This window comes from Nocardia sp. NPDC004718 (genome assembly GCF_053601535.1).
This window is the reverse complement of sequence record NZ_JBSGCA010000054.1, coordinates 16,619-39,589: the sequence shown is the minus strand read 5'-3', so window position 1 is coordinate 39,589 and position 22,971 is coordinate 16,619. Positions and strand designations below refer to the sequence as shown.

Annotated in this window: 16 protein-coding genes and 1 tRNA gene; 6 read left to right on the top strand and 11 right to left on the bottom strand. The window is 62.3% G+C overall.

Annotated features, from left to right (window positions below; translation table 11 throughout):
- Positions 1-978: 978 nt before the first annotated feature.
- Positions 979-1,902 (bottom strand): LysR family transcriptional regulator, encoded by a 924-nt coding sequence (locus ACWEH3_RS29920; RefSeq protein ID WP_450023661.1) that lies wholly within the window; start codon positions 1,900-1,902, stop codon positions 979-981.
- Between the two features lie 134 nt (positions 1,903-2,036).
- Between ACWEH3_RS29920 and ACWEH3_RS29915 the strand changes: the two genes are divergently transcribed.
- A complete protein-coding gene (locus ACWEH3_RS29915; RefSeq protein WP_450023663.1) occupies positions 2,037-2,870 on the top strand; it encodes an inositol monophosphatase family protein in 834 nt (277 codons plus the stop codon).
- A 39-nt stretch (positions 2,871-2,909) separates the two neighbouring features.
- Positions 2,910-3,506 (top strand): NADPH-dependent F420 reductase, encoded by a 597-nt coding sequence (locus ACWEH3_RS29910; RefSeq protein WP_450023665.1) that lies wholly within the window; start codon positions 2,910-2,912, stop codon positions 3,504-3,506.
- Between the two features lie 853 nt (positions 3,507-4,359).
- On the opposite strand, the gene ACWEH3_RS29905 is transcribed toward ACWEH3_RS29910, so the two are convergent.
- Together ACWEH3_RS29905 and ACWEH3_RS29900 are read right to left on the bottom strand one after the other, a co-directional pair.
- Positions 4,360-6,801: a S8 family peptidase gene (locus ACWEH3_RS29905; protein WP_450023667.1), complete on the bottom strand. Its 2,442-nt coding sequence runs from the start codon at positions 6,799-6,801 to the stop codon at positions 4,360-4,362.
- A gap of 173 nt (positions 6,802-6,974) precedes the next feature.
- Positions 6,975-7,931, bottom strand: coding sequence for an AAA family ATPase (locus ACWEH3_RS29900; protein WP_450023669.1), 957 nt, complete (start codon positions 7,929-7,931; stop codon positions 6,975-6,977).
- A gap of 328 nt (positions 7,932-8,259) precedes the next feature.
- Here ACWEH3_RS29900 and ACWEH3_RS29895 point away from each other — a divergent pair, with 328 nt between their 5' ends.
- Complete coding sequence (locus ACWEH3_RS29895) at positions 8,260-9,390, top strand: IS630 family transposase (RefSeq protein WP_450023694.1); 1,131 nt, start codon at positions 8,260-8,262, stop codon at positions 9,388-9,390.
- A 354-nt stretch (positions 9,391-9,744) separates the two neighbouring features.
- Entirely contained in the window at positions 9,745-10,362 is a 618-nt protein-coding gene (locus ACWEH3_RS29890) for a hypothetical protein (RefSeq protein WP_450023671.1), read from the top strand.
- A 453-nt stretch (positions 10,363-10,815) separates the two neighbouring features.
- Here ACWEH3_RS29890 and ACWEH3_RS29885 read toward each other — a convergent pair whose 3' ends face one another.
- Complete coding sequence (locus ACWEH3_RS29885; protein WP_450023673.1) at positions 10,816-12,570, bottom strand: restriction endonuclease; 1,755 nt, start codon at positions 12,568-12,570, stop codon at positions 10,816-10,818.
- Between the two features lie 945 nt (positions 12,571-13,515).
- Here ACWEH3_RS29885 and ACWEH3_RS29880 point away from each other — a divergent pair.
- Positions 13,516-14,004 (top strand): hypothetical protein, encoded by a 489-nt coding sequence (locus ACWEH3_RS29880; RefSeq protein WP_195140015.1) that lies wholly within the window; start codon positions 13,516-13,518, stop codon positions 14,002-14,004.
- On the opposite strand, the gene ACWEH3_RS29875 is transcribed toward ACWEH3_RS29880, so the two are convergent.
- From ACWEH3_RS29875 to ACWEH3_RS29855, 5 genes are all read right to left on the bottom strand, one after another.
- Positions 13,988-14,524 carry a hypothetical protein gene (locus ACWEH3_RS29875; protein WP_450023676.1) on the bottom strand — a complete coding sequence of 179 codons (537 nt, stop codon included), beginning with the start codon at positions 14,522-14,524 and terminating at the stop codon, positions 13,988-13,990. The two genes, ACWEH3_RS29880 and ACWEH3_RS29875, sit on opposite strands and share 17 nt — an antisense overlap.
- A 13-nt stretch (positions 14,525-14,537) precedes the next feature.
- Positions 14,538-15,614: an SPFH domain-containing protein gene (locus ACWEH3_RS29870; protein ID WP_450023678.1), complete on the bottom strand. Its 1,077-nt coding sequence runs from the start codon at positions 15,612-15,614 to the stop codon at positions 14,538-14,540.
- Between the two features lies 1 nt (position 15,615).
- The gene (locus ACWEH3_RS29865; protein ID WP_450023680.1) at positions 15,616-17,748 is read right to left on the bottom strand and encodes a hypothetical protein; all 2,133 of its coding nucleotides are present in this window, start codon (positions 17,746-17,748) and stop codon (positions 15,616-15,618) included.
- Positions 17,741-18,352: a hypothetical protein gene (locus ACWEH3_RS29860; RefSeq protein WP_450023682.1), complete on the bottom strand. Its 612-nt coding sequence runs from the start codon at positions 18,350-18,352 to the stop codon at positions 17,741-17,743. Before ACWEH3_RS29860 ends, ACWEH3_RS29865 begins: the two co-directional genes overlap by 8 nt.
- 149 nt (positions 18,353-18,501) lie before the next feature.
- Positions 18,502-19,185: a Crp/Fnr family transcriptional regulator gene (locus tag ACWEH3_RS29855; protein ID WP_450023684.1), complete on the bottom strand. Its 684-nt coding sequence runs from the start codon at positions 19,183-19,185 to the stop codon at positions 18,502-18,504.
- Between the two features lie 436 nt (positions 19,186-19,621).
- Here ACWEH3_RS29855 and ACWEH3_RS29850 point away from each other — a divergent pair, with 436 nt between their 5' ends.
- Entirely contained in the window at positions 19,622-20,347 is a 726-nt protein-coding gene (locus tag ACWEH3_RS29850; protein WP_450023686.1) for a helix-turn-helix transcriptional regulator, read from the top strand.
- Here the strand turns inward: ACWEH3_RS29850 and ACWEH3_RS29845 are convergent.
- Both ACWEH3_RS29845 and ACWEH3_RS29840 read right to left on the bottom strand, forming a co-directional pair.
- Entirely contained in the window at positions 20,306-21,553 is a 1,248-nt protein-coding gene (locus tag ACWEH3_RS29845) for an FAD-dependent monooxygenase (RefSeq protein WP_450023688.1), read from the bottom strand. The two genes, ACWEH3_RS29850 and ACWEH3_RS29845, sit on opposite strands and share 42 nt — an antisense overlap.
- Before the next feature lie 1,118 nt (positions 21,554-22,671).
- A tRNA-Leu gene (locus tag ACWEH3_RS29840) sits at positions 22,672-22,753 on the bottom strand.
- Positions 22,754-22,971 lie beyond the last annotated feature (218 nt).

Here is a 22,971-nt window from a genome sequence, read left to right as displayed (position 1 = left end):
TCGGCTCACCCCGATCGAGTTTGAGACAATAAACCGGCCCGCAGTCGCGGCCTGAAAGACCAAACCCACGAGTCAACCAAACTCGGGGCAGTCCCGTTGACCAAGTATATCTGCCCTGAGTAACAGGTTCGAGCGCCCTGCGGGACAACGAGGTCGGGGGTATCCAACGATTTACTGATCGCCATGTCAGCGATGTCGCGCCAGTTGCGGTTTTCTATGGCTGCAAGCCCTTGCCACTCCTCGCCGTGCTTGGTTTGGATGTGCCGGAATCCATAGCTGGTGTTACCGCAGGTCAACCGCGCTTTGCTGTATTTCGCGACAACTTTGTCTTCGGGAGTGCTGATACCGCACGCTCCCCACACTTGCTGCGCGGAAGCTGTTGGCGCGGAACTGATGACGGCGGGAATCGTCGCTGCGAGCTATCGATCTCGATCGCACCGAAGAGGTATTGATTTGCGCGATTTCACCGGCCCTCATATTCAACTGCGCCCCGAAGTGATCTGATCTCATCCAGATCGATCTTCAGCGGATCGACCATCGGGAATTTCCTATTGCCAGCACCGAATCCGCTACAGCAGGCGCGAACGCCTCACTCCGGAGGCGGCGGGGTTGCGGCCCGGCCTGGCCCATCGACGGGTGCCGGGGGTGCGGCGCGAGGAGTTGGCGCGCGGCGGGAGTGACATGTTGGTTATGCACTCCTTGATGCGTCGATGCGTCCGCATGTGTGGCGTCTGCCGGCGACGGCTGACCAGTCGCGATCACGGGTGGTCGCGATGAGACTGTGCGGGTCTGGGGCCCCGACACCGGTCAGGAACCCGCGGTCCTTACCGGCTGCACCGCTTCGGTACCTACGATGGACACCATGTGGTTCGGACAAGCGCCACTTCGCGATTCGAGAAGCGGGCACTTGCAGAGCGTGGCCATCTGAGGTGGGTGTGGGCTGCGACCGACGCGTGGTGGGCACGGAACGTCCTAGTGTCAACGCGCCGTCTGATCCTGTCCTCTCATCGCACTGGTCAACGCGGTCCGTGCCAGATCGCGTAGCCAGATGTGGGCGGGGTCGGTGTCATAGCGTTGATGCCATGACAGGTACGCCGGGGCCGGCGGCAGGTCGAACGGCAGCGGTAGCAGGACCAGCCCGAGATCGGCGGCGGCCGAACGCGCCGTGGACTCGGGGGCTGTGACGAGGAGGTCGGAGCCGCGCACGAACTCGAGCGCGGCTCTTTCGGTGGGCGCGGTCGCCACCACACGCCGGGTGAGGTCGAGCCGCGCGAGAGCGTCGTCGAGGATGTTGCCGAGCCTTCCGCGCCGCGAGACGGTGATGTGCTCGGCCGCGGCGTACCGCGCGGCGGTGACGGTCTCGACATGAGTGAGCGGGTGCCCCCGCCGTACGACGATGACGTGCTGGGTCTCGGCCACCCGATCGGCGCGAATCTCGGGTGCGGTCGGGCGGTCCGCGTTCGCGGCGAGGTCGACCTCGCCGCGCCGCAACTCGGGGGTGTCGATGCTCGATTCCGCGATGAAGCGCAGACGCACGCCCGGCGCCTGCTCGCGCACGGCAGCGAGAAGGGCGGGGCCGCTGAGGGCGACCAGTGCGTCGTGCCAGCGCAGCGTGAAGGTGCGCTCGAGCGTCGCGAGGTCGAGTTCACGGCTTGGCGCCAGCACGCCCTGAACCTGCCGCAGCAGGTCGTGCACCTGTTCCCGGACGGCGAGCGCGTAGGGCGTCGGAGTCATCGTGCGCCCTGTGCGCACCAGGATCTGATCCCCTGTCGTGCGCCGGATTCGGCCGAGGCTTCGGCTCATCGCGGGAGCGGTGACGTGCAGGCGGTCGGCCGCGCCGGCCACGCTGCCTTCCTCCAGGAGAGCGTCGAGCGCGGCGAGCAGATTCAGATCCAATTGCATGAGAGTCATGTTAAACGTGCTTTACATGCACTTGAAGTTAATGATGACCCCTCCTAGTGTTCGAAATGCGGGCGCGAAAGCCACGATTCTCGCCCGGCTGACCTCATCCCCCTGCCCAGATAGGAGCACCCGCCATGCCCGAGTCGATTCGCAACACCGGTGTTGCCACAGCTGCCAGCTCCGCCTCCGACGCCGACCTGCTCGCACACACCGCGATCGCCGTACGCACGGCGAGTTCGGCACTGCGGGAGCGCTTCGGCGACGTGGCCCAGTACCAGACCCGCGAAGAGCTGATGGGCGCGCTCGCCGCCAACGACGACACGGTCCTCGACATCCTGCGCCCCCGCCTCGAAGTCCTGCGCCCGGACGCCCGCTGGGTGGAGGAGGAGCTCGACGGCGGCGCTCTGCCGGTCGGCGAATGGTGGGTCGTGGATCCGGTCGAAGGCAATGTCAACCACCTGCACGCCCTGCCGGAGTGGGCGGTGACCGCCACCCTGGTGCGCGACAACCAGCCGGTGCTCACCGCGGTCCACCTGCCGCTGATCGGCGAGACCTACACCGCGCTCGCCGGCGCCGGCGCCCACCGCGACGGCCGGCCGCTGCACGTGTCGGGGACCACGGATCTCGGGCTGAGCATCGTGGCCACGAGCCAGGCCAGGCCGGACGAGGACGAGAAGGTCGTGCGGCGCGTCGGCTCCTCGATCACCGAGATGCTCATCGACGCGCTCGTGGTGCGCACAGCCGTGCCCGCCACCCTGCACCTGCTGAACGTGGCCGCCGGCCGGATCGACGCCTTCTGGCAGTTCGCCGGGGCCCGCGCGGACTTGCTTCCCGGGGCGCTGCTAGTCGCCGAGGCCGGCGGACGGATCTCCACCGCCGAGGGCCGCCCCTGGACCCCGGACAGCGACAGCTTCCTGGCCGCGGCGCCCGGCGTGCACGCCGATGCGGTCGCCACGCTCTCCCGCTGACCACCGACCAGAACAGAAAACTAGGAGGACCAGCTCACCATGAGCAAGGTCACCATTCTCGGCGGCGGCCGCGTCGGCGGCGGCCTGGCCACCGCCCTCACCCGAACCGGGCACGACGTGACCGTGGCGGACCGCTCGCCGGGCGCTGCCGCCGACGCTGCCCGGACAGCGCAGATCGTCATCAACGCCACGCCGGGCGCCGGCTCGCTGGAGCGGCTCGCCGCGCTGCGCGAGCAACTGCGCGGCAAGATCCTGGTAGACGTCTCCAACGCCACCGTCGACGGGCCGGACGGCCTGCCCGCAGACCTGCTCTACCCCGGCTCGAGCCTCGCGGAGCAACTCCAGGAGGCGCTCCCCGAGACGCACGTCGTCAAGACGCTCAACACGATGCTTCACTCGGTGATGACCGCGCCCGCCGCGCTCACCCAGACGCCAACCGCGTTCCTCTCCGGCAAGGACCCGCAGGCCAAGCAGGTCGTCCGAGGGCTTCTCGCGGACCTCGGCTGGCACCAGGAGTGGATCACGGACCTCGGCGGGATCGAGAGCGCGCGGGCTGCCGAGGCCGCGATCTTGTTCGTACCGCACGTGATCCGATCCAGCGGGTTCGCGCCCTTCGCGATCTCGATCGCTCGCTGATCCGCACAGAGTGCGCCTCCTGCCAAAGGCTTCGTCGATGGCCCACCAGTTATGAATTCGGTTGGCGCACAGAATCGGCACGTGCTCTGATTGGTGTCAAGAGCAGATTTGCGGAGGTCATCGTGTCGGCGTTGAACTCTCGCGATGTCATGGATCCCCTGACTCGTTAAGACGAAAGCTGCAGCTGGAGAGGCAATTTCGTGCCGGTCGAGATTCAGTGGCCTGGTTCCTTCGGCATCGGTTGGGCCACCGAGTTCGAGCGGATGCGCCCCCGGACAGGACTTTCACGCACCTCAAGTCTCTCGTGGCCGCAACCGGAGAGCGTCCAGGTATTGATCCACGACGAGGAAGACGGTTGTTTCGGCCTATGAATGCTCGAGGAGGGAAGCTTGTGGAAGTTGCGCTTCCACATGCGCGGCGCTATCACATGCCAGCTCCACCGACGGGTCTGGGAACATCGGCGACAAATGTTCCGGTTGGCGGAGGGGTCATGTCGGTCCGGCGCAACTCCGGTCATAGGGAGTGCGGAGGTGGTACGACTCACCGGGGTCACATGTTGGTTAAGCACTCTTAGCCGCAATTTGGCGAGCAAGGGCCGCAACTGGCAGATCCGTTCCGATGTTCATAGTGTCCCGGGCAGGGCCGCTGCATAGATGGGAACAGTTCCAGCCCACGCGTTCGTACTGGTCGGGTCAGTGATCGAAGCCGACTTCGCACTTCCCGGGGCAGCTGTCGTCGTAACTCTCGTCCAGCCAAGGGACAGAGCTGCCGCGATGATCGGTCGGGCGAAGACCACCTGCGGCTGATCTGGGTAATGCTCATGCTCCAACGCGGCGCTTTGGCCTCAACGTTCTTATCGAGATCGTGTCCTAACGGCGGCACGCGCTTGCACCTGAAGACTCGTACGGATCTCTTGGTGGATCGTGGCTGAGGTGGTGACAGCAGTCTCGATCGATACCACCAGTCCGTAACGAAGCTTGTCGCCTTTCGCCATCTTCTGTGCATCGTCCATGCAATCGACATGGATGGCAAGACGGCCATCATCGTCGAACCGCAGGGCGCGCGAATTCTCTATCACCTCGTGCTGACAGGTGCCGCGGCGAACCGAGTTATGGTCTGCTTGCACGCCGCGTGCTCGACCTGCCGCGCCTTCGTCGAGCTTGTGAAAATACACCTTGGCGCCGCGATACTTGGTGAGTTGCCCAGCGGTAGGGGCCATGTACGCGAGTGTGACGGTGAATCGGTGCCAGGCAGCCTTCGCCCGCAGGGAGGCCGGCAGCGGAACCCAATGAGTATGCCGCTGGTCTCGTTCGATCAGGCCACCGGTAATCAGCACCGCCCGGTTGGTAGCAGCAGCCCCCAACCGGTCTACCGCGAGTGCGCCGTATCCCAGCAACGCGGTGAGATCCCGTCGAGCAGTGTTGGATTCCATAGCCAGGATCTGCTGCAACTTGTGAGATAGGTCGCCCCAGTCGCAGGCGTGTACGAGTAGGGCTTTCGCCAGAACTGGGTGAAACTGCGGATCAGGGAACGGTAGGTCGGCGAGGCTGTCGGCCGCCCCGGCTTCAAGGATGTCGAAAATGCGACTGGCTTCGCGGGTGACGAGCGCGGTGGCGTTGCTGGTGCCGTGCGTGAAGGTAGTGGAGTTCGTAGCGCCGAGTCGCCCCGGGGCTGCGACACGATGACCGGGTCCTGATGTGCTCGTGTTGGCGAGTTGGAGTTCCACGGTGGGATCGGCGTTTGCAAGTATGGGTTTGACGTAAAGGGCGCGGCCCCCTGCATGGTGCAGGTCAGGCTTAACCGACCTTCCCAACCCTGGTCCGACTGCTCCGTAGAGCGATGGCATCCCGGGATCCAGCAGATCCCATACTGAGTCGGAATCAGCGATGTCACCAGCGGCGTCGGCATGCGTTGCGCTGACGGTCAGAGCGTTGAGGGAATCTCCGGGCGGAAGCACCCGTCGAGATCGAGCGTTGCTTCGGGCGGCCTTGATTGCCGCAATGCGTGCCGTTCCTACGTCTGCTGCCGCTTCGGCTGGTATGACGAGTCGACTACTCAGGTGATTGCCAGCACTGACGACGAAAAGAACGTTGTATTTGACCGACAGCCAGTCAAGCAGCTTGCCGAGTGGACTGATACGTCGAACCAGCGCACGGGATTCGACACCAATCGACAGGTTGATGATCCGGATACTAGGCGCAACCCCATCGTGCTGACCATCGCCGTCAAAGACTCGTCGAATGGCTCGGTGTAGCAAATCGATCCACAGTTTGCCTTCGATGGCTTGCTCGTGTGCAGGCAGCCAAGGATGCGGCTGCAGAATCGGGCGAACATACAGAGGCCGGTCGAGAGGTGTCTGTGGCGCGGACAGGTCACCGTGCAGAATCAGCGATGCCATGGATGTGCCGTGGCGTCGTGAGTTAACTGCGTAGCTGTCGGAAAGTTCGTCGGGGTCGTCAACAACGAGTCGCCCCGCTAGCGCATCGTGGTTCACAACCGGCAATCCGTCCAGAAGCGCGATGCGCGGCTTGGTTTCAAGCCGCTCGGCTTTCGGCAGTGCCTTAGTTTCCACGGGCTCCGAGGACGGTGTGGTGACTGACATCGGTGTGTAGGGGCTGACGAACATGATGTCCTCGGCGGAGAGGAGTTGAATCTGATCGGCGCCCTCATGAAGGACGGTGCGGACCTGTTGAACGGGGACTTCGACCAGGAGACCGTGGTACGCGATCGGGGCAATTTGAGCATGGTCCAGGATCCGCCCGCCGACCGCGTCTACGAGATTCTTCACATGAGCGTGCGCTGCGGCCCTTTCCTCCGGAGTCCGGCGAAACCACAGTTCGATCTCAACCGTGACCGGGCTCGGAGATTGCCCCGCGACTTGCAGGCGCTCGTTCCACTGCTCAAGCAACCCGGTGTCGCGTATGCGGTCGGTGACGTCCCACTTGCGAATGTCTCTGAGTTGTTCGAATGCGTTCCTGAACTTTCCGAGTCCCCATTCGAATGGCACGGCGGGGTCAGCTTCCCAGCGGTCGAACAACTGTATTAGCTGGTTGGCGGCTTGTGCGTTGGCCATGACCAGATAGAGCGAGTGCATGACCGGTTTGTCGACTGTGTTGGATTCCCGGTCGACCATGTGGAAGTCCTCGTCGGCCTCGGACTCCTCATCGAGCAGTTCGGTGAGGAAATCGAAACCCTCGATTCGCTCGACCGCGTTGCGAAACTGCTCAATCGTGCCCGCCAGGTCGAAGACGAGGACAAGCTCAGGGTCGATTTCGTCGACCTGCCCGTTTGTCAAGACTGCTCGCTGTTTGGCAAACGCATCTGCGAGAGCTTGAAACTTTGGGGTTAGCCTCGTGACTTGGCGAGCGTGGGTCGGCTTGTGGAGTGTCGGTGGTCGGATCGACGGCTGCTTCGGTCGTTTTCCAGCTTCCGGCGGGCTCAGTGCGAGGAGCGGACGAGGTTCCCCTTTCACTCCGTTACCTGTTTGCGCCAGTGCTCGAGCCTTTCTTGAACGATTCGACGAAGGTCGACATCGGGAAGTTCCAGGACAGCCCGGCGACGAACATCGAGTGCGAACTCCTCCAGTTCGGCGTAACTCGACCCCGCCAGCCTGTCAGCAAGTGTACGAGGTGTGTAACCAAGATCACCACCGAACCTCGCAGCAAGCGTTTCAAGATACTTCGTCGCCTGTACACGGCTCGGAGGGCACAACTCAGCCCGGATCTGGAATCGACGCCACGCCGCCCGATCGAGTAGCTCGCCATGATTGGTCGCCCCAATCAGGATGACATGGGCGGGAAGCCGGTCCACTTGAAGCAGGAGAGTGGAGACGACTCGTTTGATTTCGCCTGTCTCGTGTTCGTCGGATCGCTCTTTGGCGATGGTGTCGAGTTCGTCGAAGAAGAGCACGCAACGTCGGGTCCTTACGAACTCGAAAGCCTGGTCGAGCCTGGCCGCTGTCTCGCCGAGAAAACTGGATACCACTCCCTCATAACGGATGACGTAGAAGGGGAGCATCAACTCCGCAGCGATCGCCTCGGCTACGCTGGTCTTGCCGTTGCCCGGCGGACCTGACAGCAGAAGCCGGTTTCGCGGCTCGATTCCATAGCTGCGCAACAGGTCCGAACGTTTTTGCTCCTCAAGCAGCTCAGTTAGCACGCGGCGAGTGATAGGCTCAAGTTCGAGTTCGTCCATGCGACGTTGAGGAACAACCTCCGCGACAAGGTCACGCACAGCTGTCGCGTGCTCGTCGCGGGTCATCCCCTGACCTGTCGTGGTGATGATTTCGGATAGACGATCCGCTACTAGATGGTGCTGCTTCGCTCGCTCTTCGGCGATCACCGCCTCAACGAGCATCCGAAAGCGGTCGCGATCCCCTCGCCGTTCAGCCTCGACGAGGTCAAGAAGCAGGTCAGAGCGCGCCATCCCCCGCCTCCTTCACCACACGACCCTCCACATTTAGTCTACCCATCAGGGAACGAAGCGTACCGTGGAAGGATTTGCGATCCACCCCGAACCGCTGGCGTGGTTACAGATCCCTCGCGTGCGCCCAGAGTGACGTGGCCCTAGTTTCACAGCGTCCGCAGTGGCTGAGGTACGACAGCAGGGTGATCGACCGGGTGGCCGATGCCGAGATCATGCTGAGCTGGCACAACTCGCCGGGGTGAGATGTCGGAGGTAGATGGTAGACCTGCTGCTGTGGCTAGTGCCTCGTCCAAGTAGGTTGCCTCGGTAACTGGGTGTCGGGTTGATCGTGGACCTGTTGCCGGTGATGCTGCCGGTGGAGGTGGTGTTGGTGGCCCGGAAGCCGGAAGTGTTTGTGCGAGCGGTGACCCCAGAGGAGGGGCGGCGGTTGCAGAAGATCACCAAGACGAGCAAGCAACCGGTCAGGATGCGACGAGCGATCGTGGTGATGGCCTCGGCCCAGCGGCAGCCGGTTCCCGCGATCGCAAGGTTGATGCAGGTGAGCGAAGCGTACGTGCGGCAGGTGATCCACGAGTTCAACGAGCGGGGGTTCGACGCGCTGGACCCAAAATGGAGCGCGGGCAGGCCGAGGAAGGTCGATCGGGCGACGCGTGAACGCATCGCCTGCATCGCCCGGTGCTGCCCGCGTGACCTGGGCTGGCCGTTCTCGACATGGAGCCTGTCGAAACTGCGCGAAGTACTGATCGGCAACGGCATCGCTGAGATCAGCCGCGAAACTCTGCGCAAGATCCTCAAAGCCGAGGGGGTGTCGTGGCAGGCGGTCAAGACCTGGAAAGCCGGGACCGATCCCGAGTTCACCGCGAAGATGAGCCGCGTGCTGGACCTCTACGACCATCCACCCACCGATGGACGGGTGATCTGCGTGGACGAGTTCGGGCCGCTGAATCTGCAACCCCGCGCTGGTCGTGGCTGGTTCCCGCGACGAACCCCGAAACGGCTGCGAGCGACCTACCGGCGGACCCAGGGCGTGCGGCACCTGCTCGGCGCTCTGGATCTGGCGACCGGCAAGCTCCACTACCGGATCCGGGATCGTAAACGGTGGCAGGCGTTCTTGTCGTTGCTGAAGTCGCTGCGGGCACGCTGGCCCGGCGAAAGGCTCTACGTCATCCTCGACAACTTCTCCCCGCACAAGCGAGCCGAGGTCCGCGCCTGGGCCGCGGCCAATGACGTGGAACTGGTGTTCCTGCCGACCTATTCATCGTGGTTGAACTGGATCGAAGCCGAATTCGCGGCTCTACGCTACTTCGCGTTGAACGGGACCGATCACCGCAGCCACGACGAACAGGACGCCGCGATCGGCGCCTACATCCGCTGGTACAACCAGCACGCCCGACCCAAACGCGACTTCGCCGTCAACTCCAAGATCCGGCAACCTGATTACCTACCGAAGGTTGCTTGACGAGGCACTAGATCTGACGAACACAACTACGTTACAGAGGTTTCCATCAAATGTGCGCAGGAGCTGTCACGCTCAGAGGTGTACGGATACGGTGAGGCGGACCGGGGTCTGTTTGACTTCGCATGCGTCCTGACCCGTGATTACTCCCGCCACCTCATCGGGCAGACCCTGACTCATCACGCGGCGGGGATTGACAAAGATCTAGCATCGCTTCTACATGACCCTGGTGGCGACCTCCCCGTATACCTGTACCCCCATGAGGCTCGCAGCGAAGGACGCGTTCAGGAATTTATCCACAACGCCCGCGTCCGATTGCCGGACAGGGTAGGAATTCTACGATTATTTCGTTATCCAATGTTTGATGCTGACAAGGACGAGGAACGCCTATTTGTTGCTGAATCCATAAAGTCCCAGATTGTAGACGACTTGCTCTTGAACGTATTGTTCGGCAGGTTGTCGGCGATGGACATAGAACTATTTTTGAATGGCTGTGGTATCCCCGGACTACTCGCTGCCACACTTGAGGAAATTGTGATGCATGGTTTCCTCAACTTTCCGGCCCTGGGGAAATCTCTAGGGATGAGCCCCAGCACTCTCCGGCCTAGGGTGTTCTTATTGGTGACAGCAGGAATGCTAGAACAGGGGGTTAACGCATCGTATTACCGGGCATCGCCACGGGCCAGGGTCTTCCTACGTATATGTCATCTCTTGCTCCGTGGCGGCGATGTCGAGGCGGACCTCCGCTACATTCTTGAGCGACTGGGATTGGGATCGCGCCAGGGAATAAGTATGGCTTCGCCCGATCAAATTTTGATTCGGACGAACAGCCCCGAAGACAAGCTAGCGACGTTGATGTTCGAACTGAATCACGCAATGCGGCATTACGACGCCCGGTTCACTGGTGACGGTTTCGCCTTATCTAATCCTCGCGGTGTTCTTGAGCCGCCGAATCTCGTATGGATAGGTCGATAGATTTCTTCGCCCAACTTCTTGGATTCTGGGCGTTTGAGCGCCCGGAATCTGGCGTGACGGATGGACATCGACGGACGCAACCGCGCAATGATACGTAGCTGGGAAGCACTGCGCGGGCAATCTCCGGTCAGTCCTGGGCCTTCCAAGTAACAGCCCCGAGGCCCTCGGGTCCAACTTCAGCCCGCCGGAAAGGGCTTCACATCGGATGGTCAGAGGTTCGGTGCAGGATTTTCAGGTCGCCTAGTGGCATGAAGAGTGTGGCTGGCATCACTCGCCGGGGTGAATGTTGGTTACGCACTCCTTAGAGCATTCTGACCTATTCTGGTGCATCAGAACTTGCACAACCGGTGGACTTGCTCAGCGGGCTCCAGCCACGCGGCCCGCTTCCATTATTCACCATCTATTAGACTGAGTGTATCGAGATCGGCGCGTGGGGCAGCTATCCCCACTAATTTAAGTGCGCCAACAACGTTGCACCGCGAAAGCGAGGGCGGACAACCGAGTACCGACCGACTCGACGGGGAGCCCCGGCAGATAGCCGTCCTTCGTGCCTTTACAAACACCGCCTACAAGTGGGGAGGCCAGGAGGTCTAGTGCAGCGGTAACTTCGTCCATGCTTGGCGACGGTTGGATCGCACGCCGCAAGGCACGATGGATATCGTACTGGTCGAAGCTGCGGCCAGTTTCCGCCACATACTCCGACTCATCCGCAACTGCGGTGATGACGGCGCTAAGCACCTCGGCTCGGCGATCAGCCTCACCCCATAGATCACCCTCGGACTCAGCGGAGAAGAGGGGGATCAGATCAACCGGAGCGAGTGGCTCGGAACGAGATCTTGAAAGTATGTCTGCGAGCTCTTGAACGGTGATCAGGGCACAACCTGTTTTGGCCGCACGACTGCGGACACGACCTGTATCGAATCCGGGGGCGACGAGCGCGACGTGTGTGGCGCTATATTTAACCCGATGTTCTTCCAAGGTGCCGAAGTCCACAGCGGTTTCGAGGATCGACTGATACTTGGAAGCCTTGGTATCAACGATGATTCGAATCGACTCTGTCGGGCTCTGACGTATGGTTATCAAAATGTCGGTTTGCCCCTGGCCGCCGATGTGTGTCACATCCAATCCCAGCTCTTGGAACACAGCGGTGACCGCTTTTTCGAGTCTTTCAGAGTGCGCAGCGTCGCTGGCTGAGTCGAAAAGTGTAGCCAGAGTCGGATCCTCGGGTGCAGCCGCTATCACGTCAGACGATTCCTGCTCGACGTTGGGTGCGGCCTCAAGGGGGAGCGTCTTTGCGAAAGTCCGTCCCAGCGGGGTTACGCGAAACGATGTGTTCGTGGGTTGCTCAACGAGACCGGCCTCTCGCAGCAGGTGGAGTCGATTGCGCAATGCACCTATCCCGAATGACAGGCCGGGGTAGGTTGACTCGATAGCACCACTCAGTTCTCCGACTGTTCGGGTCTCATCAAGCAGGGGAAGCAGCTCGCCGACACAACGGATGTGTGCGTGGACAATCCCGACAAGATCGAGACTGAGTCCGGATGCCCGCCATGCCAGAGCGGCTTCGGATGTCTCAAATGCAGCGCGGTCGACCTGGATAAATAGCCCCGCGTTCCGGACGGCATCGAGTGCTGAGATCGCAGATGAGGGTTTGGCCAGGAACTCGGATGCGCAAAACTCTATGAAAGCGTCTCGCTCGATCCGTGGAGTTGCAGCATCTACTTGAGCAGCTAGCGAACTGATCAAGCTGTGCTTCGCTCCTTTCGGTACATGGTTCAGCCCCGCGGTCACGCGAGATTCAAGGAGTCCTTGATCAAGATCTTTTAGGACCTTTGATATAGCTGGCATTAGCTGCGGCAAGTCTTCAAGTAGCACCGCCGACTGTGACTCAAAATCCCTGGGACAGACCAACTTCAAATGTGTAAGCACCTCTCGACCTTGAGCGGTGAGAATGACCTTGCCGGTGAACAGAAGCTCGGCCATGCCCGCTGCGCGCAGCCAATAGCACCGTCGCTGGACGGGGTCGAGTGATTGCCACCCGAGGTAGTAGTACTTGTTGGCCACGTCGTTGATCTCAGACACGGTGAGTCCAGTGCCGGAGACCTCGTACATCAACTCTCCGATGAAACGAAGATTGGTGTGGAGGGTGCCGACTAGCTCGGCGTGATCTTGTGATGCGAGCCAACGACGAGCCTGGTCGGTCGCCACGATTGTTCCGTCGTTATTCCGTTGGACGAGTCCGGCTGGAGCGAGATGATTTGCAACCTCGACAGCGGAAATCGCGGAATCGGCCGACGGCCACGGGATGTTCTCATCACGAGGTTGCGGGGTGGTCAGTGCCTCAAGGACTGTCCGTAGACGAGTCAGATAGCCGTCGAATCCGCCAGGCAGATGTGGCATGGACGTCTTCCGCTGTTGCCAAGGTGAGCTACCGCCGACACCCCGACTACGGCCTCCATTATTCATGTGACGACTTTCCTTATGAATCCCAGTACCACTGTTAGCAACCCATGTGAACGGGCGATACCGTATCGCAGAACTCCGTGGTGATGTGCGTTTTCACAGAAGTTCGCGAACGCGCGAAGTCACGTACTGCCGAGCAGCGTGTGGTTCCCAGACGGGTGGCACGTCCCAACGAATAAGACCGCCTGGTATCAAAATCCCTGACGATTCAGAACTCGTTCGGATCAACCGAGGCAGACCATTTGTCCGATGGCCAGGCCGTGACGACGCGGGCAGGGTTCGCCTGCCCACGACGGCGAGAGCCTTGATGTATACCCCTTTGTCGGCAGCCACGTTGAACACTAGGTGTTGCGGGTCATGAGGCGCAGAGGCGGGATCATGTCGGTCCGACGCGGTTATCGGATTGTCCGCAGCTTCGGCCACAGGGTGTAGAGGAGGTACCACTCGCCGGGGTGACATGTCGGTTACACATTCCTCAAATGCCCGCATGCCGGAGGGAGATGACGATGTCACCTCTCCCTACAGCAGCCCAGGGTAGTACCCGATGCGCGTGGTGCGTCCATCGCCTCCTCGGCCGCGTGATGTCGTTCCCATGGTTCGCCGCGGTCTTGGAGCAGCAGTGAGATTTTGGTGCTGCAGTGTGTGGCTTTGTACCTGGAGTGCATCTCGAACCACTGCTGTGCTGATCCCATGATGTTTCGCAACCGCCTCAGCCCAGTCGACGACCTCAACACCGCGCTCCGCACCGTCGCCGAGTTCAACCGCGTCATACTCGCCGCTGACACCAAAGCGGGACTCTTGCTGACCGCCAACGGATTCGCACTGACGGGGCTGGTCACCACCACCCGCACATCCATGAGCACCGCTCTGGTCGTGATGGCGATCGGACTGGCAGTGAGCCTGATCGTGTGCATGGGCTACCTCGCCGCGACGTTGCGGCCGCGGCTCGATAGCGCCGGCCCCGGGAACTGGTTCTGCTTTCCCAGCTTCCCTACTGATGTGAGCGGTCGACCGAACGCTCCGACGCTGGCCGATCAGGCGTGGCAGCAGGCTGGCACTCTCGCCGAGATCGCCCAGCACAAGTACCGCCGCTTCGGTGTGGCACTGCGCTGGACGGCGATCAGCCTCGTCGTCTTTCTGGCCTGGTTCACCGCGGCACTACTCAGCGCACCTGCCTGACCAGCGGTCCTTCGAACTGCGTGGTCCAGTGCTGGACCGGGGACACGCAGGGCAGGGTATCGGCCACGCACGAATTGCTGTTCCACGACAGAAATCCCAGCATGAGCAGCGCACCCGCGATCGGTCGGGCATGCTTGCCGACCGATCCGAGTAGTCGCAGGACAGCGGCCAAAGCCGCCTGCAGCCAATCGACCAGCACGAGCACACTCTCACCGTAGCCGTGCACGAAGGCCCCTGGTACACGCCCAGCCCTCACCAGAGCCTTGGTAACCACCCATTCCGGCGCCAGCAACACCGCTGGAACAGGAGCCGTGAGACGTTCTTCGTGCCCAGCCAGTTTGCCGCTCATCCAGGGCACTGCCTTGCCCACAGCGAGGGTCAGCACGACGAACACCACGCCCACGATAATCAAGAATTCGACAGTCTCGGCCCACCTCGCCGCGAATCCCAGGTCGAGCAGAAGCTTGTCCAACTGCCTGATCAATCCGCCGCCGAGAGGAATTTCGGTCAACGGGTTCATCGTGATAGCGGGGTTAGTCATCGTCATCGTCATCGTCGTCGGACCGGTCGAGCACCTCGGCATCCTGCACGAGCGCCGCCATCGGCGACACGACGAGCTCGGGCTTCGGCGGTGCCACTGAACCAGTCCCTACCGACGCCGGATTCACCTGGTCGGCGAATGCCGCGGACACGTACGTCAGGATGTCCTCGGCATCACGTTTATTGACCAGGTTCTGGTTGAGCAGCGCCTTCACCATGGCATATGCGGCATCGAAATCCACCTGCTTCTGTTGCATCATCAGCCCGATGACCTCGTTGACGTCGCTGCGGTTGGACGCCAGCCGGTACGCGAGAGGACTGAGGTCACCGCGCTGGATCGCTTCCGCGTAGAAGCTCATTCGCTGTTGCTCCAGCTCGAGGCTGCGCTGCTGGGCGAACTTGGTGAGCTCATAGCTCTGGTGGGACGTCTGCAGCTGCAACCCATGCTGAGATTCGTTCTCACTCGACTGCAGTTGCGCAGTGTGCATGCGGGCGCCGTGTTCGGCTTCACGACGTTGAGCCTTCCGGTGATCGAAGGTGGCCTCTTGGAGATACGCGTGCGTGCTGGCTTCGGGAGACAGCTTCACCGTGCAGCTCAATAGCGATATGCCGCAATCCAACGCGATTGGCTTATCGAAGTGATCATTGATCTCACGCTCTGCTATCGCAAAGTGCTCGACCTGGTATTCGCGGCTCAGTCGGCGTAGTTGCCGTTCGAGGTAGGGCCGATACACCTGTTCACCGGTGGCCGGCCGGTCTTTGACCACCTTCTCGGGATCGGCTACCCGCCAGGTCACATCGACTTCGGCTGTGAAGGTGAATACGCCCTCAGCTGTCGGCAGTTCGAATCTGCATGAGTTGTGGTGGACGGCGACGTCCACCCAGTACACGCCCGTCGGCGGCCGGAAGAATATTTCGCCTGCCGATGGCTGGCGCGTCAGTAACGTCAGTCTCCCTGCCCGGTCTACCGATACGGCCGCATGCCCGTCTACAGGGGGACGGAAGGTTCGCCATGCGGACCTCTGTACTGCAGCATACTGGACAAGTTGTCGTGTTCGGTCGATTGTCATGTCAAACACTCTGTTTCGCGTCGAGCATTGTCAGCAGTTCGTCGATGGCCGCCCTCGGGCCGTCGTCCTCGTCAGCCCATTCACGTAGGTGAAACGGCACCACTCCGTTGTTCTGATCTGCCGTTTCCAGGTTGACGAGCAGCCGTCCCAGCGGCCCACGGAACTGCGGGTCGCGTTCGGCGACATGAACCCATCGCTTGATTTCGGCATAGACGGCGGGAGGGTAGTACGGCGCTTGCATAAGGCGGGCGAAGAGCACGACGATGTGGTCGCGGTGCTCGTCGGATTGATCGGCCAGCCAGACCAGCTTCGGCCACGGCTCAACACCGCCGACTGTTTCGGCTACCAGATCGAAACTCAGTTGCAGGGTGCACAAGAATCCGGTGTAGCGCACGCCCCGCCGTCGCGACACGGTCCACTTCCGCAGATCACGCAACACACGGATTTCCAGCTCCGGACTGCAGAAGAGTTCGATCATGCTGTAACACACTGCATCTCGCAGATCCGAGTCGGAGCTGCGCGCTGAGCGTCGTAACAGCCGGAGTGCGCGGTCCGGCATGAGTTGCCCCACGGTGCTGCCCAGAGCAGCCGTCGCCGTGACCCGCCGAGCCATCGGCTGCGTCGGCTGGACCCATGCCTCGAGCATCTCCGCGACCAGCGGCGCAAGCTCGGGCTGCAGACTCACAAACTGCAGCGCGCCGATCGCGGCGTACCGGTCGTGCCGCTGACCGCTGTCAGCCCATGGTTCGATCACCAACCGTCTGGCGTATTCGAACTCGAGAGTGGACAACAACCCGACGGCGACGCCCGCACGCGTGCTCACTCTGAGGTCGTCTGCACCTCCGAGTTCACGCAGCCAGTTACGAACCAACTGGTGCGCGGCCGGATACTCTTGCCATGCGTACTCGAGCAGCCGCTGCGGAAAACGTTCGTTCGCGAATCGCACCGCAGTGACGGTGGCTCGGCCGTACAACGTGTCCTCATGGGACCGATACGACTGTGCCTGAGCTCTACTCAGCAATTCGGTGCTTCGCACGCCGAACACCACCTGACCTGGCCTGACATCTTCGCGGATGGTCTCCGCATCGACGATCGAACTCGCCAGCGCTCGGCCCGCTTCGGACACGATGTGCAGCGGCATGTTGTTGAACACCGCCAAGGCGATCGCGAATGGGCGAGTGTCGGTGTCCAGCTCGTCGAACCACTGCCGGAACCGATTGTCCTCGGCGGCCACATACCGACCGACCACGTCCGCGCTGTCGATTCGACCTGCGGCAACATCGACAAGCAGCGCAGCCAGGTTGACGAGTTCATGGGCGGATGGACGGTGCTCTGTTACCAGGTTCAGCAGCGCCTCTACCTCGACGCGCGAGAGCACGCCGAGATCGTCATCGGTGAGCTGTTGCAGCAGGTGCTTCCTGAGTATCGCCCTGACGTCGGCCGGCTCACCAACGTCCAGCACAAATGGGCCGACGTCGGGGCTGAGCTCGGCCTGATCATCGACCACGACGATCATCCGACTTTCGGCCTCGACCAGCCGCCGACCTAGTTGTTCGAGGTGGAATTCACTCAACGTGCGTAGTTGCGGGCTGTGCGGTGTATCGAACAAATATCCCGTGCAGCGAGCGAACTCGATGTCCAGCGATCTCAACTCCGCATCAGGGCTGAGCTTGTGGACACCTGACGCGCATTGCCGGCTCAGCGCCCGGAGGGCGGTGGCGGTTCTTCCCCAGCCTTTCGGAGCGCGTAGCAGCAGTACCGACTGTGTCCCCAGCCGATCGCACAACTGGTCGAATTTCGGCGGCGGAACGAAAATCTGGTCGAGATCGTGGAGCTTGTGTGGTTCCACTAGACCGCTTCGCTCGACACCCGCCCCGGACCCACCCCGGTAGTTGTCGCCGCCGATCAGAGTGCCGACCTGTGCGTCACCGAAGATTACCGTATGTGCGTTGAGCAGCCCGTTCATCGAACCCAACGCGTCGAACCTAGCGTTCGCTGCGGCACGCGATTCGCGTCTACGCTCAGCATCAGTGGCTCGTTCGCGAATCTTGTTCGCCTCCGACTCCGCGTCCTCGATCGACTCCGGATCTGGTGCGGTCGTCTCACCTGCGACCGGCTCCTCAGAATCACTCACGCGGTCCCCCTCGGTTGTCGCCGCCGATAATGGTGCGGGCTCGGACGTCCCCGATGATCATGTTGTTGGCGTTGATCGCTCCGAACTCATCCGCTCGGATGGCTTGCCTCGTCCCTGTCCTCGTCGGCTCGGCGGCATAGGCGGGAAGCGGCGGCTCGGGATAGCCAGGCACCCGAAGCCACGCTCTGACCGCGCCTTCGGAGGTCCTGATGTCGGCGGCGCGATACTCAGCGGCAGTCACCGTCGGCCGATAGTTGTGCCGCACAACTCCCTGATACACGACATCGGAGACGACGACGACCCCGACGGCCCTGCTCGCGTTCTTCAGAGTGTCCTTGACTACCGAGGTGTCGTTGAGGCGGAACGTGGCAGTCAGCGCATCGCTCGACCAACCCCGATCGTCCTTGTTCACGTAGCCCTCGTGGACGGAAATGCGTACTCGGATCCACTCGAGCGGGCCAACTGTGTGGTTGTGTGCACGAACCCCCGCTACGACCGACTCGACAACCTTGTCGAGGACCTCCAGCACTGGAAGCTCGAGCACAAGCAAGCAACCGTCGCCCCGATCATCGTCGGTGACAACGGATCTGGAGCGATTGGTCACCTCATCGAGGATTCGATACAGATTCGAACGCATCGCCGTGATTTCCGGGTTGCTCAGCCGACTCGAGTTCTCGACATCGACAACGACGAATGAGCGGTGCACCGGTCCGTTCATGGTCTACCTCCATACGGTTTGGGTCGCCTCATGTTCTATCGGAGGTATGTCGCCGCGTCTGCGTCCAAATGCACACTCGGCAGGCCTTCTACGATGTCGGCGAGGAGATCTGGTCGCAGCAACTCCACTCGCCGTCTCCCGGTCCGCACCGCGCCCAGGTCGCGGAGCCGTTTCAAAGACTTCGAGACTGCTTCTCTGGACGCCCCCGCGGCATGGGCCAGTTCCTCTTGCGACAACGCCAGAGCGATAGTCACGCGGTCATCACCGCGCTCCCCGTAGCGCCGCGCATAGTCGATCAGCAAGCGCGCGATCCGCTCGGTGACGCTGTAGGCACCGAACTCCAGCCGCTGAATATCGGCTTCGCGCAGACGGTTTACCACCACCTGCAGGAGCGTGAACGCGATCTTGCCGTCGCCGATGAGCAAGTCGCGAAAGGCCGAGCCCGGCACCGACGTCGCGGTGACCGACGATAAAGCGGTCACCGTCGCCGAGCGCGCTCGGCCATCGATAGCGGAGAACTCGCCGATCAAGTCACCGGGTCCGCGAATCGCCAGCAAAGCCTGTTTGCCGCTGGCCGCCGCCGAGGTCACCTTTACGCGGCCGATCTCGATGACCACGACGTGCTCTGACCGTTCGCCTTCGTGCATCAGCACGGTCCCAGCCGGCCATTGACATCGTATGCCGACCTCTAACAGGGCATTTCGGCTCAGTCTCCACACTTCGTCGACGTTCAGATCTCCCCCTCTGTGAACGTTAACGCTGCGCCGATACCTATCGGCTGCTGTCGAACTATCGGGCGCAACAACATACTTGACGAGCAGTTAGTGCCGCGTCAAGCGACGTTGGTTAGGTGGTCCCGGCGCCGGATCGTGGAACCGACGGCGAAGTCGCGGACCGGTCCGGCGTGCTGGTTGCGCCACCGGATGTAGTCACCGATCGCGGCGTCTTGTTCGTGATGGCTGCGGTGATCAGTGCCATTGAGTGCGAAGTAACGCAACGCCGCGCACTCACACGCGATCCGGTTCAACCACGATGCATACGATCACCGGTCGCCAGCCGCGGATCAAAGCCACCATCGCGATGGCGTACCGTGTCAACGTCCTTGGACGATGCACTAGCCGAGTGTCCGCAGCTACTGCCGTAGGGAGTGCGGAGGTGGTACGACTCGCCGGGGTGAGCGTCGACCACTACGTGCGGCTGGAACAGGGGCGCACCCTGCACTTCTCCGAAGCCGTACTGGATGCGGTCGCCCGGGCGCTGCGCCTGAACGATGTCGAGCGGCAGCACCTGTACCGGCTCGCACGACCTTGGTCGGAAGGCGACCGCGCGGATGCGCCGCAGCGGGTCCGGCCGGGGTTGCGGCGGCTGCTGGACTCGGCCGCCGACGTGCCCGCGTACATCGTCGGCCGCAACACCGATGTCCTGGCCTGGAACCGACTCGCCGCCGCGCTGATCACGGACTTCGGCGCACTGCCACCCGCCCAGCGGAACCTGGCCCGCCTCGTCTTCCTGGACGAAGGCATGCGCAGCCTCTACGCCGACTGGCCGGAGAAGACGCGCGACGTGGCCGCCTACCTCCGACTCGACGCCGGGCGTCACCCGGACGACCCGGAAACGGCGGCGTTGCTCGACGAGCTTTCCGCGAGCAGCGCGGAATTCCGGAAAGCGTGGGCAGAGCACCAGATCAAGGACAAGACACACGGCCGGTACGTCTACCGGCACCCGGTGGTCGGCGAACTGGACCTCGGCTTCGAAACCCTGCGCTTCCCGGACGATCCGGACCAAGCGCTGATCGCGCATACAGTCGAAGACGGGTCGGCCTCGCAAACCGCCCTGCGGTTACTGGCGAGCTGGGCTGAGGAAACGCGGCCGGTGAGTTGAGACCACTCTTGCCATCGCGAGTTCCCCTCGCCGAGCAGCGCGCCACCACCGCCGTCCGGAGTCGATGGCACGCCGGATCTTGCGCACAGTGGGCATCTGTGTGAGCAGGTGTTGCTGATATCGCCACGGCATTTGTGGCCCGTGCCGAGCCGCCATCGCATACGCGAATTGCACGGGGCCGCGGTCGAGATACCGGTCAGCGTGTTCGAACCAGATCATGCTGGTGCGGGCGGCCGCCTGGATCGGGCGCAGCGCAGCACGGCGCTGCGCATCGTAGTTCTCCAGCGCGTCGGTGAGCTCGGCATGCTCGTACAGGTTCTGTGCGAGCACGACGGCGTCGACGATTGCCAACCGGGTGCCGGAACCGATGGTGAAGTGCGTCGTGTGCGCTGCGTCGCCGAGCAGCACCACGTTGTCGTGATACCAGGTCTTGTTGGTCACCTCGGGAAAGCGGCTCCACCTCGCTGCTTCGCCTCGTGTGGTGCTGAGCAAGGAGTGATCGTCGAGAGTGCGCGTAAATATGTTCTCCAAAACGCGCAAGGTCTTCAGGTTGTCCTGGGAATCGAATCCCAGTCCACGCCAAGTCTGCGGTTGGCACTCAACGATGCAGGTGCTGATTTTCCCGGTAATCGACGGGTAGGCATGGAACCAGATCCATCCGGCGGAGGTGTGTTCGAAAGCGAAGGTGAATCGGGTGAAGACCTTGTCCGTACCGAGCCAGACATATCGGTTCTCGCCCAGCGTGACGGACGTGCCGAAACGATCATCACCCAGCCGCCGTACCCGGCTGTTCGCGCCGTCGGAGGCGACGATGAGATCGGTGTCGCCGAAGCCGGACAGATCGTGCACCTCTCGCCCGTGCTGGACATCGACGCCCAGGTCGCTCGCCCGCCGGGAAAGTACGTCGAGCAATGCCGCGCGCCCCATGCTGAACCCGTAGCCCCCGAAATATGCGGGCGGGTCGTCACGTACATGGATTTCCTGTTCACGCCAGAGGGCCGACCCGGCACGGACCGCCTGGGCGCTGTCGGGGTCATTCCGATACAGAATGTCGAGCAGGTCGTCCCAATACACGACGCCCCAGCCATAGGTGGACCCAGCGGGATCGCGGTCGATCACCGTGATGTCATGAGCCGGGTCGCGCCGCTTCATCGAAATCGCGAAGTACAGCCCGGCCGGCCCGCCACCGACGCACACGATCTTCATCTCGTCACCAGCTCCAGCCCGGTCGGTCGAACTTGGCCTCACATGAGCCGTGCTCGATGCGACCGAGCCCGGCACGCTGTACGTGTCCGGGCTCGGTCACCGGCGCTAGAAGCTGCCCCAGCCACCCCAGCCGGGGTTCCACCACCCCCAGCCGCCGTTACCCCAGCCACCGCCCCAACCCCAACCCCAACCACCGCCGCGGCCCCAGCCGCCGCCACCCCAACCCCAGCCGCCGCGGCCCCAGCCGCCGCCGCCCCAACCCCAGCCGCCGCCGTGACCCCAACCAGGGCTGTCGACGAGCTGGGTCGCAGACGTGGGCGTCGTTGCGCGGGCGGTAGGCGCTTGCGCCGCAGCTGCGACGACCGGAACTGCGGCAACTGCGGCTATACCGGCGGCAGCCGCTAACCGGGCGAACTTTGTATGTGAATTCTTTCTGTCGAACATGATGAGGCTCCAGGGACAGTCCCGACCTGCTCGAATTGTACGCGGTTTTGCAGAATTGTAGAAAGTTGAAGCATTAACCCATCTATAATGCCCGCCGTCTTCCCTGTCGGGCGCAGTAGCAGTCGCAGGGTCTTGCGGCGAATGGGGGCATCGGCGCGAGCCGCGCATCGTCCGATCCCTCGGCTTCATCCGGCCGGTCTCCGCGTCGACCGATCATGTCGACGCCACCGTCGAGCCTGCCTCTTGACCGGAACGTGACCCGGCATTGTCCACCCTCCTCATGGCGTTGCCCTATCTCGATCTGGGCGCGCCACCAGATGAGTGCCATGGCGGCGCCGATCCAGAGCGGTGAGGTGAGCCGGTCGAGAACGCGACCGCCGTCGCCGACAGCGCGGATTCCGCAGACGACGTGATCGCCGACGGGACGGACCACGCGGTTCGTGACCTGCGGTCCGTAACCGAGTTCCCGCAACGGCGCCTTCGGTGGGATGACCGGCGCGATCACCGCGGATCGACCCTGTCAGCAAACTTTTCGCAGGGGGTAGGTGTCTAGAGACCTGGCAGATGTGCCAGGAATCGGTGCAGTTCAGGGCGTATTTCCACTGGTGGCATCCGCGTGTGCGAGCGCACTCCGACAGGCGGCTCGGGAAAGTGTCACGACTGACGTGAATCTGTGCGCGAGAGGGGACTTGAACCCCTACGTCCGTGGACACCAGAACCTAAATCTGGCGCGTCTGCCAATTTCGCCACTCGCGCTTGATGGTACGACCGTCCAAACTCTACCGGGCCAATCGGTCATCGCGAAGCATTGGGTTGGCGTGGCGTACTCGTCAGTAACCTCACCTGGGATTATAACGATTTGGCAAACCTCAATGTGAGGGGCACTCATGTTTCGTACGTGTTGGTAACCCGATGGACCAGCGTGTTCAAACATGAGGCAGAGTCATGTTTACGACTATTCTGGTACGTATGTA

Excerpts from the sequence above, each read along its gene's own strand:
- ACWEH3_RS29920 (WP_450023661.1), bottom strand. The coding sequence starts at position 1,902 with ATGCAATTGGATCTGAATCTGCTCGCCGCGCTCGACGCTCTCCTGGAG.
- ACWEH3_RS29915 (WP_450023663.1), top strand. The coding sequence starts at position 2,037 with ATGCCCGAGTCGATTCGCAACACCGGTGTTGCCACAGCTGCCAGCTCC.
- ACWEH3_RS29910 (WP_450023665.1), top strand. The coding sequence starts at position 2,910 with ATGAGCAAGGTCACCATTCTCGGCGGCGGCCGCGTCGGCGGCGGCCTG.
- ACWEH3_RS29900 (WP_450023669.1), bottom strand. The coding sequence starts at position 7,931 with ATGGCGCGCTCTGACCTGCTTCTTGACCTCGTCGAGGCTGAACGGCGA.
- ACWEH3_RS29890 (WP_450023671.1), top strand. The coding sequence starts at position 9,745 with ATGTTTGATGCTGACAAGGACGAGGAACGCCTATTTGTTGCTGAATCC.
- ACWEH3_RS29880 (WP_195140015.1), top strand. The coding sequence starts at position 13,516 with ATGATGTTTCGCAACCGCCTCAGCCCAGTCGACGACCTCAACACCGCG.
- ACWEH3_RS29875 (WP_450023676.1), bottom strand. The coding sequence starts at position 14,524 with ATGAACCCGTTGACCGAAATTCCTCTCGGCGGCGGATTGATCAGGCAG.
- ACWEH3_RS29870 (WP_450023678.1), bottom strand. The coding sequence starts at position 15,614 with ATGACAATCGACCGAACACGACAACTTGTCCAGTATGCTGCAGTACAG.
- ACWEH3_RS29845 (WP_450023688.1), bottom strand. The coding sequence starts at position 21,553 with ATGAAGATCGTGTGCGTCGGTGGCGGGCCGGCCGGGCTGTACTTCGCG.